The 13,204-nt window shown below is 69.9% G+C and carries 16 protein-coding genes; 7 read left to right on the forward strand and 9 right to left on the reverse strand.

The features are described 5' to 3' along the window. Positions 1–21 precede the first annotated feature (21 nt). Complete coding sequence (locus ASF25_RS13740; protein ID WP_056305204.1) at positions 22–453, reverse strand: HIT family protein; 432 nt, start codon at positions 451–453, stop codon at positions 22–24. Positions 454–597: 144 nt separating this feature from the next. Between ASF25_RS13740 and ASF25_RS13745 the strand changes: the two genes are divergently transcribed. Beyond that, positions 598–1,572 (forward strand): cation diffusion facilitator family transporter, encoded by a 975-nt coding sequence (locus tag ASF25_RS13745; RefSeq protein WP_056170784.1) that lies wholly within the window; start codon positions 598–600, stop codon positions 1,570–1,572. Here ASF25_RS13745 and ASF25_RS13750 read toward each other — a convergent pair. Together ASF25_RS13750 and ASF25_RS13755 are read right to left on the reverse strand one after the other, a co-directional pair. Continuing rightward, on the reverse strand, positions 1,542–2,063 hold the full coding sequence (locus ASF25_RS13750) for a glutathione peroxidase (RefSeq protein WP_056261344.1): 522 nt from the start codon (positions 2,061–2,063) through the stop codon (positions 1,542–1,544). The two genes, ASF25_RS13745 and ASF25_RS13750, sit on opposite strands and share 31 nt — an antisense overlap. 52 nt (positions 2,064–2,115) lie before the next feature. Beyond that, entirely contained in the window at positions 2,116–3,360 is a 1,245-nt protein-coding gene (locus ASF25_RS13755) for a GNAT family N-acetyltransferase (RefSeq protein WP_056305206.1), read from the reverse strand. Positions 3,361–3,550: 190 nt separating this feature from the next. On the opposite strand from ASF25_RS13755, the gene ASF25_RS13760 reads away from it, so the two are divergent. Next, complete coding sequence (locus ASF25_RS13760) at positions 3,551–3,949, forward strand: hypothetical protein (protein WP_056261341.1); 399 nt, start codon at positions 3,551–3,553, stop codon at positions 3,947–3,949. Positions 3,950–4,000: 51 nt separating this feature from the next. Here the strand turns inward: ASF25_RS13760 and ASF25_RS13765 are convergent, their stop codons facing one another. Both ASF25_RS13765 and ASF25_RS13770 read right to left on the reverse strand, forming a co-directional pair. Next, positions 4,001–4,753, reverse strand: a complete 753-nt coding sequence (locus tag ASF25_RS13765; protein WP_056305208.1) for a glycerophosphodiester phosphodiesterase family protein — start codon at positions 4,751–4,753, stop codon at positions 4,001–4,003. Positions 4,754–4,762: 9 nt separating this feature from the next. Beyond that, positions 4,763–5,236, reverse strand: a complete 474-nt coding sequence (locus tag ASF25_RS13770) for a RidA family protein (protein ID WP_056261335.1) — start codon at positions 5,234–5,236, stop codon at positions 4,763–4,765. A gap of 236 nt (positions 5,237–5,472) precedes the next feature. Between ASF25_RS13770 and ASF25_RS13775 the strand changes: the two genes are divergently transcribed. The 3 genes from ASF25_RS13775 (at position 5,473) to ASF25_RS13785 (ending at position 8,837) form a co-directional block, all read left to right on the forward strand. Then, positions 5,473–6,666: an aspartate aminotransferase family protein gene (locus ASF25_RS13775; RefSeq protein WP_056305210.1), complete on the forward strand. Its 1,194-nt coding sequence runs from the start codon at positions 5,473–5,475 to the stop codon at positions 6,664–6,666. 41 nt (positions 6,667–6,707) lie between these two features. Next, entirely contained in the window at positions 6,708–7,661 is a 954-nt protein-coding gene (gene argF / locus ASF25_RS13780; protein ID WP_056305283.1) for an ornithine carbamoyltransferase, read from the forward strand. 168 nt (positions 7,662–7,829) lie between these two features. After that, positions 7,830–8,837, forward strand: a complete 1,008-nt coding sequence (locus tag ASF25_RS13785; RefSeq protein WP_056305211.1) for an Hsp33 family molecular chaperone — start codon at positions 7,830–7,832, stop codon at positions 8,835–8,837. Positions 8,838–8,969: 132 nt separating this feature from the next. On the opposite strand, the gene ASF25_RS13790 is transcribed toward ASF25_RS13785, so the two are convergent. From ASF25_RS13790 to apaG, 4 genes are read right to left on the reverse strand one after another with little or no spacing between them, the layout of a single operon-like run. Continuing rightward, positions 8,970–9,254, reverse strand: a complete 285-nt coding sequence (locus tag ASF25_RS13790) for a YciI family protein (RefSeq protein WP_056170814.1) — start codon at positions 9,252–9,254, stop codon at positions 8,970–8,972. 23 nt (positions 9,255–9,277) lie between these two features. Next, positions 9,278–9,862 (reverse strand): spermidine N1-acetyltransferase, encoded by a 585-nt coding sequence (gene speG, locus ASF25_RS13795; protein WP_056170817.1) that lies wholly within the window; start codon positions 9,860–9,862, stop codon positions 9,278–9,280. Next, positions 9,859–11,025 (reverse strand): acetylornithine deacetylase, encoded by a 1,167-nt coding sequence (argE, locus tag ASF25_RS13800; protein WP_056305213.1) that lies wholly within the window; start codon positions 11,023–11,025, stop codon positions 9,859–9,861. Before argE ends, speG begins: the two co-directional genes overlap by 4 nt. Positions 11,026–11,029: 4 nt before the next feature. Next, positions 11,030–11,422, reverse strand: a complete 393-nt coding sequence (gene apaG / locus ASF25_RS13805; protein WP_056170823.1) for a Co2+/Mg2+ efflux protein ApaG — start codon at positions 11,420–11,422, stop codon at positions 11,030–11,032. Positions 11,423–11,567: 145 nt separating this feature from the next. On the opposite strand from apaG, the gene ASF25_RS13810 reads away from it, so the two are divergent. Then, the gene (locus ASF25_RS13810) at positions 11,568–12,014 is read left to right on the forward strand and encodes a hypothetical protein (protein ID WP_056305215.1); all 447 of its coding nucleotides are present in this window, start codon (positions 11,568–11,570) and stop codon (positions 12,012–12,014) included. A 100-nt stretch (positions 12,015–12,114) separates the two neighbouring features. Continuing rightward, a complete protein-coding gene (locus ASF25_RS13815; protein WP_056305217.1) occupies positions 12,115–13,200 on the forward strand; it encodes a 2'-deoxycytidine 5'-triphosphate deaminase in 1,086 nt (361 codons plus the stop codon). Positions 13,201–13,204: the final 4 nt, after the last annotated feature.

Raw genomic sequence — 13,204 nt, forward strand, 5'->3', positions numbered from 1 at the left:
GGGATCCGGGGCATGCGATCGCTACGCCGTCTCCAGCGCCGCCCGGATGCGTGCCGCGTGATCGGCCAGAACACCTTGATCGGCCATGCCGCCCGTGTGGCGCCCGAGCGCCACGCCGTCGAAGCGCGGCAGGATGTGGACGTGGAGGTGGAACACCGTCTGGCCGCCGGCCGGTTCGTTGTACTGGAACACGGTCAGGCCGTCGGCGGCGAAGGCCGCCTTCACCGCGCGGGCGACGCGCTGGACCGTCGCCGCCACCGCCGCCAGCGAAGCCGGGTCGGCGTCGAGGAGGCCACGGGCCGGGGCTTTCGGGATCACCAGGGTGTGGCCGTCGCCCTGGGGCATCACGTCCATGAAAGCGAGGGTGTGGTCATCCTCGTAGACCTTCTGCGCCGGGATCTCCCCGCGCAGGATCTTGGCGAAGATGTTCTGAGGGTCATAGGCTGCGGTCACGGTCGCTCGCTCCGGTCGGGTCGTTTCGGGCACCACGATGCACAGGCGTCCCCCGCGCGTCTACCGACCGAACCTTGGCCTTGTCCCATGCGTTGCAGGGTTCGACGCCTGGGCTTTCCCCGGCTTTTTCCGGACGAGACCCACATGGCCCACGAAAGCACGAGCGCCATCTACACCGCCGCCGGCGCCAACCTCGCCATCGCGGCGGCGAAGTTCGTCGGCGCGTTCTTCACCGGCTCCTCGGCGATGCTGGCAGAGGGCGTCCATTCGATGGTGGACACCACCAACCAGATCCTGCTCCTCGTCGGGATGAAGCGGGCCAAGCGCCCGGCCGATGCCCTGCATCCGTTCGGCTACGGCCGCGAGATCTACTTCTACGCGTTCATCGTCGCGCTGTTCATCTTCCTCGGCGGCGGCGCCTTCGCGGTCTACGAGGGCATCCACAAGCTGCATTATCCCGAGCCGGTCTCGGACGCGCACGTGTTCGGACACACGATCCCGGGCCTGTGGGTCAATGTCGGCATCCTGGGCTTCGCGGTTCTGGCCGAGGGCTATTCCTGCGCCGTCGCCCTGAAGTCGTTCTGGGCCGAGAAGGGCAGCCGCCCGCCGCTCACGGCCATCCGCCGCAGCAAGGACCCGGCCCTGTTCACGGTGCTCGTCGAGGATGTCGCCGCTCTCATGGGCCTCGTGGTGGCCCTCTCGGGCGTGATCCTGGCGCACGTGCTCGAGATGCCCGACCTCGACGGCTGGGCCTCCATCGCCATCGGGGCGATCCTCATCGGCATGGCGGGCTTCCTGATGATCGAGACCCACGGCCTGCTCATCGGCGAGGCGGCGGACCCCGCCCTCGTCGCGGCCATCCGCGAGGTGGTGCGCACGGAGCCGGGCGTCCACAACGTCAACGCCGTACTGACCCAGCACATGGGGCCGTCCGACATCCTGGTGAACGTCAGCCTCGACATGGACGACACCCTGAGCGCCGGCAACATCGAGGCGATGGTCGGCCGCCTGGAAGCCAAGCTGAAGGCGCGGAGCCCCGACGTCACCCGGGTGTTCATCGAGATCCAGTCGAAGGACACGGCGCCGGCCTATCCGGCGGCGGCACCCGCCGGGGCCTGAGGCGCCGGCGCGGCGAGCGCCTGCGCGATCGCCCCATCGAGATCGGCAGGCTTGGTCTTCGGGGCGTAGCGGGCGATCACGCGCCCGTCGCGCCCGACGAGGAACTTCGTGAAGTTCCACTTGATGCCGGTGAGCCCGAGGAGGCCCGGCTTCTCCCGCTTCAGATGGGCGAAGACCGGATCGGTGGCAGAGCCGTTGACCGCCACCTTGGCGAGAACCGGAAACGTGACGTCGTAGGTCAGGCTGCAGAACCGGGCGATCTCGGCGGCGTCCCCGGGCTCCTGGGCGCCGAACTGGTTGCAGGGAAATCCCAGCACCACGAGGCCGGCGTCGCGGTGCCGGCGCCACATCTCCTCCAGCCCTGCATACTGCCCGGTGAAACCGCATTGCGAGGCGGTGTTGACGACGAGGAGCACCCGGCCGCGATGCTGCGCCAGCGGATACGGCGTGCCGTCGGCGGCGCGTGGAACGAGATCGTACAGGCTGGTCATCGGGTCCCCTCGGGGGTGGATCTGGCGCCGGCGGGTCTGATCCCCGTCGGGCTCACGCGGGCTCCTCGGGCGGCCGCTCCGCCCCGTCGCGCCGGAACGGCGTCAGGGTGTCGAGGACGTCGGCCGCCTCGACCACGTGCGCGCGCTCGCGCGCGAGATAGTCGGCCACGGCGCGGCGCAGGGCCGGGTCGGCGATGTCGTGGGCCGAGTGCATGAGCACCGGCCGATAGCCGCGCGCAAGCTTGTGCTCGCCCTGCGCCCCGGCCTCGACCCGCTTCAGGCCATGGGCGATGGCGTAGTCGATGGCCTGATAGTAGCAGACCTCGAAATGCAGGAACGGATGATCCTCGACGCAGCCCCAGTTGCGGCCGTAGAGGGCGACGTCGCCGATGAAGTTGATGGCGCCCGCGATGATCTCCCCCTCGCGGCGGGCGAGGATCAGCAGCACTCGCTCGGGCATCCGTTCACCGACGAGATCGAAGAACTTCCGGTTGAGGTAGGGCCGGCCCCATTTGCGTGCACCGGTGTCGGAATAGAAGGCGTAGAACGCGTCCCAGTGCTCCGCCTTCAGATCGGCCCCGGTGACGTGCTCGATGGTGATGCCGCGGCTGAGGGCATCCCGGCGCTCGCGCCGGATCGCCTTGCGCTTGCGGGACGCCAGAGCTCCGAGGAAATCCTCGAAGCTTGCATACCCGGCATTGTCCCAGTGGAATTGCTGGTCGACGCGCTGGAGGAAGCCGAACTCCCCGGCCTGCGCCCATTCCCGCTCCTGCATGAAGGTGACGTGGATCGAGGACGCCTTGGTCTCCGCCCGCAGGGCGCGCAGGCCGGCCACCAGGGCGGAGGCCGCCTCGTTCACGTCCTGCCCCGGAGCGATGAGGAAGCGCGCGCCGGTCACCGGCGTGAACGGCACGCTGACCTGAAGCTTCGGGTAGTAGGCGCCCCCGGCCCGCTCGTAGGCGTCGGCCCAGCCGTGATCGAACACGTACTCGCCCTGGCTGTGGGATTTCAGGTAGCACGGCGCCACCCCGACGAGGCGCCCTTCGCGCTCGACCGCCACGTGGAGCGGCAGCCAGCCGGTGTGGCGCGAGACGCAGCCCGAATCCTCCAGGGCCGACAGGAAGGCGTGGGAGATGAACGGGTTGTGGGTCTCGTCGCCGGCCGACAGGGTCTCGGGCGAGGTCGCGCACGCATCCCACTCGGCCGCCGCGATCTGGCCGAGGCCCTGGACCGCACGCACCTGCAACGTGGTCACGGTTTCGGCCGGGGCGTCGGGTGCTGCGTCGGGCGTGTCCATGAGGAGGCAATCTAGGCCCCGCCGGCGGAGGGGCCAAGGGCGGGCCGGAGCCGCGCACCGTCGCAGGGATGTCCGTCGTCACCGACGTCCGGCGTTGGTCGCTCGCAAGGTTGGTGGGGCTTGCAAGGACGGATCCGCAAGCTCAAGATGATGCGGTACGTGCCTTCGGAAGGGGCAGACGATGGGATTGATGGACGTTCATGCCGGGCAGACGCATCCGTCCCGCACGCCGCCGGACGATTTCGCCCAAGACGTCCTGATCGAGATGGCCAATCTCGACGAACAGGACACCAACATTCCTGGCACGATCTTCATCTCGACGGCACTGGGCGCGCATGGCCCTCGGGTGAAGTGGTATCCCGATCGCGCGGGCAGAACTCTGCCCTGCCTCATCGTCTCCATCGGCCCGGACCCGCAGCCCCGCGACGACTTTTTACCCGGCACCCTTTCGCGTGCTGCGCTTCCGCGCGTGATCGCATGGGTGCGCCTCAACCACGTTGCCCTGCTCAACTTCTGGAACAACGGTGCGTCGTGGAATCGCCGCGAGGTTTCCGCCTTCCTGGATGGGCTGAAGCCGCTGGCGCGGTAGTCCGCCGACGAGGACTTCTCGGGGCGGGAGTCTTCCCAGGGCAGACGCCGCTCAGGGCAGAAACCCCTCGAACACCATCTGGTCGGCATGCGCTTGCGCGTGACGCCGCTGGTCGGGTGTCCGCACGGTCCAGGTCATCACCGGGCGTCCGCCGAGCAGCCGGCAGAGATGGGTCGGCGCGCAGGGGAGGTCGTCCACCCGCCAGGACAGGAAGTCCGGCTCGGTCTCGCCGAAATGCAGCAGGTCCGACAGGGCGCGGCGCAGGCTCGGGGGCAGGGCGGCGTAGGCCGGGTCGTCCTGGCGGGTCTCGCCGACGATGCCGCGCGGGATGCCGGGCGCGCGGTCGCGCAGGGCCGCCACGAGCTGCGGATCGAACGACTTGACCGCCACGGGGCCCGCATAGGCGGCTGCGAGTTCGGCGACGCGCTCGAGGAGGCGCATGTCGCCGTCGTAGCGCGACTTCACCTCGATCACGAGGGGCGTACGCCCGGCGATGGCGGCGAGGAAGTCGGGCAGGGTCGGGATGCGCTCGGATGAGCCGGCGACCGCGAGATCGCGCACAGCCGCGGCCGACAGGCTCGCAACCGGGTCCGGAATCCCGGTCAGGCGGCCGAGCCCGGCATCGTGGAACACCATCGCCTCGCCGTCGGCGCTGCGCTGCACGTCGCACTCGATGGCGTAGCCGCCGTGAATCGCGGCGCTCGCCGCCGCGATCGTGTTCTCCGGCACACCGGCCCCCCGGTCGTGCAGGCCGCGATGGGCGATGGGCCGGGCGGTGAGCCAGGCCGGTGCGTTGACGCTCAACTCAAACGCTCACTTGACCTCGAACATCGCCTCGACCTCGACGGCCGCGTCGAGGGGGAGTTCGGCCACGCCCACGGTGGCGCGGGCGTGGCGGCCCCGGTCGCCCAGCACCTCGACCATGAGATCGGAGGCGCCGTTCATGATGCCGGCGAGGCCGGAAAAGCTCGGCACCGCGTTGATGAAGCCGCCGAGCCGCACGCATTGCACCACGCCGTGGTCGAGGTCGCCCACGGCCGCCTGAACCTGGGCCAGGACGTTGATGGCGCACAGGCGCGCGGCCGCGATGCCGTTCTCAACCGAGACCTCGGCGCCGAGCTTGCCGAGATGGGCCGGGTCGAGCTTACCGTCGGGCCCGAAGCAGATCTGCCCCGAGATCACCACGAGGTTGCCGGTGCGGACGAACGGCACGTAGTTCGCCACGGGGGCCGCCGCCTTCGGCAGGGTGAGGCCCATGGCCTCCAGGCGTTCCTTGGCCGTGCTCATGCGCGTCGCATCTCCTGAGAAACCGTTCCGAGGGGCTCTGACCATGTCCGCGCGTGGCACGCAAGGCACCTCCGCGAACGGCGTAGCGGGCCGTCATGTCGGAGGTGTGAACCCCTCCCGTCATTGACAGAATTGGGCTTTTCTCTAGTAATCGCGCGCGTGCCGCCCCCTTGCCGAGGCGGCACTTTCATTTGGTGCGGTCGCCTTCGGACGCCGCGAGACACGGAGTCGGGATCGTGACATCCGCTCTTCTGCCGACCTATGCCCGCGCCCCCATCGCCTTCGAGCGTGGCGAGGGCGCCTGGCTCGTGGCGCGCGACGGCGAGCGATACCTCGATTTCGGCGCCGGGATCGCGGTGAACGCCCTCGGCCACGCCCATCCCCACCTCGTGGACGCCCTGACCAATCAGGCGCAAAAGCTCTGGCACACCTCGAACCTGTTCGAGATTCCCGACGGCGAGCGGCTGGGCCGGCGCCTCGTGGACGCGACCTTCGCCGACGTGGCGTTCTTCGCCAATTCGGGCGCCGAGGCCAACGAGGCCGCCATCAAGATGGCGCGCAAGTACCATGCGGTCGGCGGCCACCCCGAGCGGTTCCGGATCATCACCTTCGAGGGCGCGTTCCACGGGCGGACGCTCGCCACCATCGCGGCCGGCGGCCAGGCCAAGTACATCGAGGGCTTCGGCCCGAAGGTAGACGGATTCGATCAGGTTCCGACGGGGGATCTCGCGGCGCTGGAGGCCGCCATCGGCCCGGAGACCGCCGCCCTGATGATCGAGCCGATCCAGGGCGAGGGCGGCGTCAGGGTGATTCCGCATGAGCACCTGCGCGCCCTGCGCGCCCTGTGCGACGCGCATGGCCTCCTCCTGATCATGGACGAGGTCCAGACCGGGGTCGGTCGCACGGGCCGGCTGTTCGCGCACGAATGGTCCGGCGTGACGCCCGACATCATGAGCGCCGCCAAGGGCATCGGCGGCGGCTTCCCGCTGGGTGTCTGCCTCGCCACGGCCGAGGCCGCGCGCGGCATGACCGCCGGCACCCACGGCACCACCTTCGGCGGCAACCCGCTGGCCATGGCGGTGGGCAACGCCGTCCTCGACGTGGTGCTGGCCGACGGCTTCCTCGACCGGGTCGGACAGGTGGGCCTGCTGCTCAAGCAGCGTCTGGCCGCCCTGCAGGACCGCCACCCCGGGGTGATCCAGGAGATCCGCGGCGACGGGCTGATGCTCGGGCTCAAGCTCGGCGTGCCCAACACCGACTTCGCCGCGACGGCACGGGACATGCACCTCCTCGTCATCCCGGCGGGCGACAACGTCGTGCGCCTGCTGCCGCCGCTCATCATCACCGATGCCGACGTGACGGAGGCCGTGGCGCGCCTCGACGCGACGGCCACCGCACTCAAGACCCCGGCACAGGGGGCGGCCGCGTGATGGCCGGTCCCACGACGAACCGTCAGACGAAGAACGGATCCATGACCACCACCCTCAACGGGACCGGGCCCGGCCCGCGCCACTTCCTCGACCTCAAGGACTTCTCGGCGCAGGAGCTGCGCACGGTGCTGGACGCCGCGGCCGCCATCAAGGGTCGTCGGCGCAAGGGCGAGATCGCGGCCGAACGGCCGCTGATCGGCAAGACCCTCGCGATGGTGTTCGACCGGCCGTCCACCCGCACGCGGGTCTCGTTCGATGTCGGCATGCGCGAACTCGGGGGCGAGACCCTGATGCTGACGGGCGGCGAGATGCAGCTCGGCCGGGGCGAGACCGTGGGCGACACCGCCCGGGTGCTGTCGCGCTACGTCGACGCGATCATGATCCGCATCCTCGACCACGACCTGATGCTGGAACTGGCCGAGCACGCCGAGGTGCCGGTGATCAACGCGCTCACCAAGGTCTCGCATCCCTGCCAGATCATGGCCGACGTGCTTACCTTCGAGGAGCATCGCGGGCCGATCAAGGGCCGCACCGTCGCGTGGTCGGGCGACGCCAACAACGTGCTGGCGAGCTGGGTGCACGCCGCCGCGCGGTTCGACTTCACCCTGAACGTCGCCGCCCCGCCGGAGCTCTCGACGCCGCAGCCGCTCCTCGACTGGGCCCGCGCGCAGGGCGCCGCCGTCAACTGCACCACCGACGCCTACGCGGCCGTCGACGGCGCCGACGCCGTGGTGACCGATTGCTGGGTCTCCATGGGCGACGAGGACGACCACCACCGCCACAACCTGCTCTCGCCTTATCAGGTGAACGCCAAGCTCATGGCGGCGGCGGCCAAGGACGCGCTGTTCATGCACTGCCTACCGGCCCATCGCGGCGAGGAGGTCACGGCCGAGGTCATCGACGGCCCGCAATCGGTGATCTTCGACGAGGCCGAGAACCGCCTGCATGCCCAGAAGGGTATTTTGGCGTGGTGCCTGCGCGCGCAAGGTCTCTGACGCCGCGACCGCGGGGCGCGTGCCCCGTCGCGCGGGCTGCCGTCGCGTCCTATATGAACGCCAGAGGCCGGACGACGGATGGGCCGGAGCGCCGGGCCGGGGACGACGCAGATCGCGTGCTCGCGGACGCTCGCCGGGCCGGGTCCCTCGCGCCCGAAGGGAGATGCCATGACTGCCGGACACGAACCTGCTGCCCAGACCCTCGTCATCGAGGGGGACGACGACGTGGTGCTGCCCTTCGCCGTCGAGGGGCTGGACGTGCGCGGCCGGGTGGTGCGCCTCGGTCCGTCCGTCGACACCATCCTGCGCCGGCACGGCTACCCGGACCCCGTGGCGCGGTTGCTCGGCGAGGCGGCGGCCCTCACCGTTCTCCTTGGCTCGTCCCTGAAGTTCGAGGGCCGGTTCCAGCTCCAGACCAAGAGCGATGGCCCCGTCGAGATGATCGTCGTCGATTTCGAGGCCCCCGACCGGGTGCGGGCCACGGCGCGCTTCGATGCCGGCCGTGTCCAGGCCCTGGGAAGCTCCCCGTTGAAAAGTCACGACCTGATCGGGCAGGGGCACCTCGCCATGACCATCGACCAGGGGCCGCAGAGCAGCCGCTACCAGGGCGTCGTCGCCCTGGAGGGTCAGAGCCTGGAGGAGGCGGCCCACCAGTATTTCCGTCAATCCGAGCAGATCCCGACCCAGGTCCGCCTCGCCGTGGCGGAGGAATACGCGAACGGGACCACCACCTACCGGGCGGGTGGCCTCCTTGTGCAGTTCCTGCCGCAATCCATCGACCGGGCGCGGCTCGCCGACCTGCCCCCCGGCGACATCCCGGAGGGCCACGCCCATTTCGACGCCCAGGGCGTCCCCGAGGACGACGCCTGGGTCGAGGCCCGCAGCCTGGTCTCCACCATCGAGGACCACGAGCTCGTCGATCCGGCGGTGTCGTCCGAGACCCTGCTCTACCGCCTGTTCCACGAGCGCGGCGTGCGGGTGTTCGAGGCGCAGGGGGTGCGCGAACAATGCCGGTGTTCGCCCGAGCGGGTCATGGCGATGATCGTGTCGTTCTCGCCCCAGGAGCGCCGGGACATGGTCGCCGACGACGGCCGCATCGGCATCACCTGCGAGTTCTGCTCGCGACGCTACGACCTCGATCCGGCCGAGGTGGAGGCGCAGGTCGCGGCCGACTGATACGGTGTCCGCCTGATCACTTCGGATCGAGCGGGCGCGACGGGCTCCCTCTCCTGGAAGGAGAGGGAGCCCGCATTATACCGCGTCACCGAACTGATCAGCCGGAAACCGTATGAGAACCGAGGACTGGGCTCAGCCTTTCAGGGCCTCCAGTCCCTCGATCGCCGTGGTCACGTCGATCTCGGTGATCTCGAAGTCGGCGATGCCGTGCTGGCGGAAAGGATCGGTCTCGATGAAGGCCTCGATCTCCGCACGTGGGCCGCGGGCGAGGATTACCCCGCCGGTGCGCGGCACCTTGCGGCCGGAGGCGAGGAAGCCGTGCTCGGCATAGCCCCGCTTCACCCACGCCAGATGGTCCGCCATGTGGCGGTCGGCCTCCTCGGTGCTTTTGACGTAGGTAAGCGAGACGACGATCATACGCATATCCCTTGGCGGCGCCGTCAGGCCTTCAACACGGGCTCGGCGATCTCGCCGCTGCCCCGGCGCGCCAGATATTCCGGCTGGAACAGGCACATCCGCACGGCGTCGCGGTACTTGCCGTTGACGAAGAACTCGTCCTTGAGAATGCCTTCGGGGACGAAGCCGCAGCGCTCGTAGATGCGCACGGCCCGGGCGTTGTCCTTGTCCACGTGCAGGTAGAGCTTGTGGATGTTGAGCACGCTGAAGGCGTAGTCCATGGCGATGCGGGTAGCGCGGGGGGCGTAGCCCTGGCCCTGGAACATCGGGTGGATCGCGATCTGGAACTCGCAGCGCCGGTGGAGGTGGTTGATCTCCACGAGCTCCACGAGACCGGCGGGCTCGCCGTCGGCATTGGCGATGATGAAGCGCCGCTCGGTCTGGTTGTGGATATTGCGCTCGTAGAGCTGCGCCAACTCGGCGAAGGACTCGTAGGCCTCCTCGAACCAGTAGCGCATGATGCTGTCGTTGTTGTTGAGCTGATGCACGAACATCAGATCCTCCCGCTCCAGCGGGCGGAGCTTGACCGGGCCGTCGGCGGCGATGGTGCGGGCCGTGACGGTTCTCATGGGACGCGGCATTCGTCGATCAGGCGGCGCATGAACGCCTCGCCGGCCTCCAGGGCCGCGAGGGTGATGTACTCGTCGGGCTGATGGGCCTGGTCGATGGAGCCGGGGCCGCACACCACGGTCGGGATACCCGCCACCTGGAACCGTCCGGCCTCCGTGGCGTAGGGCACCGAGACCGTGTGGTTGCGCCCCGCCACCCGCAGGGCGAGGTGCTCGGCCGCCGAGCCGGGCTCGGGTGCGAGCCCGGGCACCGCCACCTCCTCCAGGGTCTCGATGTGCCCGTAATCGCCGTAGCGGTTGAGCCGCTCCCTCAGCACGCTGTCCACCTTCGCCTGGAACAGGGCCGGGATCTCGCTCATGTCGAGGTCGGGCAGGCCCCGGAACTCCCAGTGGAAGGTGCAGAGCTTCGGCAGGATGTTGCGGGCCGTGCCGCCGGAAATCGTGCCGACATGCACGGTGGTGGCGGGCGGATCGAACCGGCCCGACGCGTCGCCGCGCGCAATCATCGCATCGGCGATGCGGTTCAATTCGGAGACGAGGTCGGCCGCCGCCATCACGGCGTTGGCGCCGAGCATCGGCTTGGCCGAATGCGCCTCGTGGCCGTGCACCGTAGTCATATAGGTGACGATGCTCTTGTGGGCGTCGGCGACCTCGAGGTCGGTGGGCTCGCCGACGATGACGGCGCCGGGGCGCGGCAGATCGGCGCCGAAGCGCGCGATGGTGTCGGCGACGCCGAGGCAGGTGGTCTCCTCGTCGTAGGACAGGAGGATGTGGATCGGGCGCGCCAGATCGGCGGCGAGGAAGTCCGGGATCGCCGCAAGGGCGAGGGCGCAGAACCCCTTCATGTCGACGGCGCCGCGCCCATAGGCGCGCCCGTCGGCGATGCGCAGGGTGAACGGGTCCGTGGTCCAGGCCTGCCCCGTCACCGGCACCACGTCGGTGTGCCCCGAGAGCACGACGCCCCCGTCGATCATCGGGCCGATGGTGGCGAAGACCGCAGCCTTGCTGCCGGTCGCGTCGGGAATGCGCACGTGCGGGACGCCGAGATCGGCAAGGTAGCCGCAGACGAAGTCGATGAGCGCGAGGTTCGACTTCGAACTTTCGGTGTCGAAGGCCACGAGCCGCGCCAGCAGGTCGAGGGTCTCGGGGCGCGGGCCGGACATGAGCTTAATGGACGCTGCGGCGGACGTGGGGCGAGTCGAGGGAGAAGGCGGGGATCTCGGCCTCGAAGCTCTCGCCGGCATTCGTCGCCATGGTGTAGCTGCCGGCCATGAGGCCGTCGGGCGTGGAGAGCGGGCAGCCGCTGGTGTAGCTGAACGACTCGCCCGGTTCGAGCACGGGCTGCTTGCCGACGACGCCGGCGCCCCGCACCTCCTGGGTCGAGCCGCGCCCGTCGACGATCCGCCAGTGGCGCGAGCGCAGTTGCACCTGCTCGGAGCCGTTGTTCACGATCTCCACGGTGTAGGCGAAGAAGTAGCGGCTTTCGTCCGGCGAGGATTCCTCCTCGACGAAGCGGGGCATCACCGTCACGCTGATCCCACGCGTCTGAGCCTTGTACATCGCCTTCAACGCCTCCGTGGCCGGGCCTGACCCGGGCGCGACCCAGGATCGCGACAAGCTCAGGGCGTCGTGGTACGGCCCGGCGAAAACCGCGTCAATCGTGGTGAATGCGGGGACACCCGCGGAAAAATGAGGACCAGCCTGCGTGGTCGACGAGACGGTTTCGCGGGGTTCTCCGCCGCTTCCGGGGAGAACCCCGACGCGGGGGCTTCTCGCCAGCCTTGCCATGGCCGGGCTCGCCGCCGCCTTCGCGTGGCACGCCCCGGATGCCAACACCTGGGCCGCCGCGGCGCTCGTTGCCGCCCTCGCCCTCGACGGGCTGTCGCGGATGGCCGGCGCCCGGGTCGCGCGGCGGACCGGGCCGTCGCCCCGCATGGTGGGCATGCCCTCGGTGGTGCTCGCCGTCGGGCCGGGCGCGGGCCTCGGCGCGGTGCTGTTCGGCTTCGGCCTGATCGTCTGGCCGGCGGGCTTTCCCGTCCTGGCGAGCGCGCTGGCCGGCCTCGTCACCATGGGGGCTCTCGCCCGCCTCGCCCTCGCGCGGATCGTGCTCGCGCAGATCGTGCTCGCGACGCCCGAGGAGCCGGAAGCTTAACGCGGCCTTAGGCCGTCGCCGCGACACTGCCGCGAATTCGGCGATCCTCATCGACACGAGGCGCCCGATCGAGTGCGGGCGAAGCGAAGGGCCGGACGTGATGCAGACAGAGGCGCGCACCGGCATCCTGGCGGCGCAGGGGATCGCGGCCCTGACGCAGGCCGGGGCGATCCGGCCGGACACGTTCTACGCCCCGGACCAGATCCAGCCCGCGAGCCTCGATCTGCGCCTCGGCGCCCGGGTATTTCGCGTCCGCACGAGCTTCCTGCCCGGCGCCCGCACGGTCGCGGCCTGCATCGAGGCCTTCGTGCTGCACGAGATGGACCTGACCCAGGGCGCCGTGCTGGAAACGGGGTGCGTCTACATCGCCGAGTTGCAGGAGCACCTCGCCCTGCCGGCCGATCTCGCCGCCAGCGCCAATCCCAAGAGTTCGACGGGGCGCATCGACGTGTTCACCCGGGTCATCACCGACCGGGGCACGGCGTTCGATCAGGTCGAGGCCGGCTACCACGGCCCGCTCTACGCCGAGATCTCCCCACGCACCTTCCCGGTCAAGGTGCGCACGGGCTCGCGCCTGTCGCAGATACGCTTCCGCCGGGGCGATCCGCGCCTCACCGACGCTGCGCTCGCGGCGCTTCACGCCCACACGCCCCTGGTCGATGCGGGCCAGCCGTCGTTCCAGGGCGGCATCGCCGTCTCCATCGATCTCTCCGGCTTCGACGGGCTCATCGGCTACCGGGCCAAGCGCCACACCGGCCTCGTCGATGTCGACAGACCCGGCGCGCACCGGACGGCCGAGTTCTGGGAGCCGCTGGCCGCCGACGGCTCGGGCGCCCTGATCCTCGATCCGGGCCAGTTCTACATCCTGGCCTCGAAGGAATCCGTGCAGGTGCCGCCGGACCACGCCGCCGAGATGGTGCCGTTCGATCCCCTCGTGGGCGAGTTCCGGGTGCATTACGCCGGCTTCTTCGATCCGGGCTTCGGCTTTGCCGCGGCCGGCGGGGCCGGCGCCCGGGCCGTGCTGGAGGTCCGCTCGCGCGACGTGCCGTTCCTGCTTGAGGACGGCCAGATCGTCGGCCGCCTCGTCTACGAGCGCATGGCCGAGGTGCCGGCGACACTCTACGGGGCCGGGGCCGGTTCGAACTATCAGGCGCAAGGGCTGAAGCTCTCGAAGCACTTCGCCTGAGGGC

The sequence above is a fragment of the Methylobacterium sp. Leaf100 genome, from assembly GCF_001422845.1.
Taxonomy (GTDB): domain Bacteria; phylum Pseudomonadota; class Alphaproteobacteria; order Rhizobiales; family Beijerinckiaceae; genus Methylobacterium.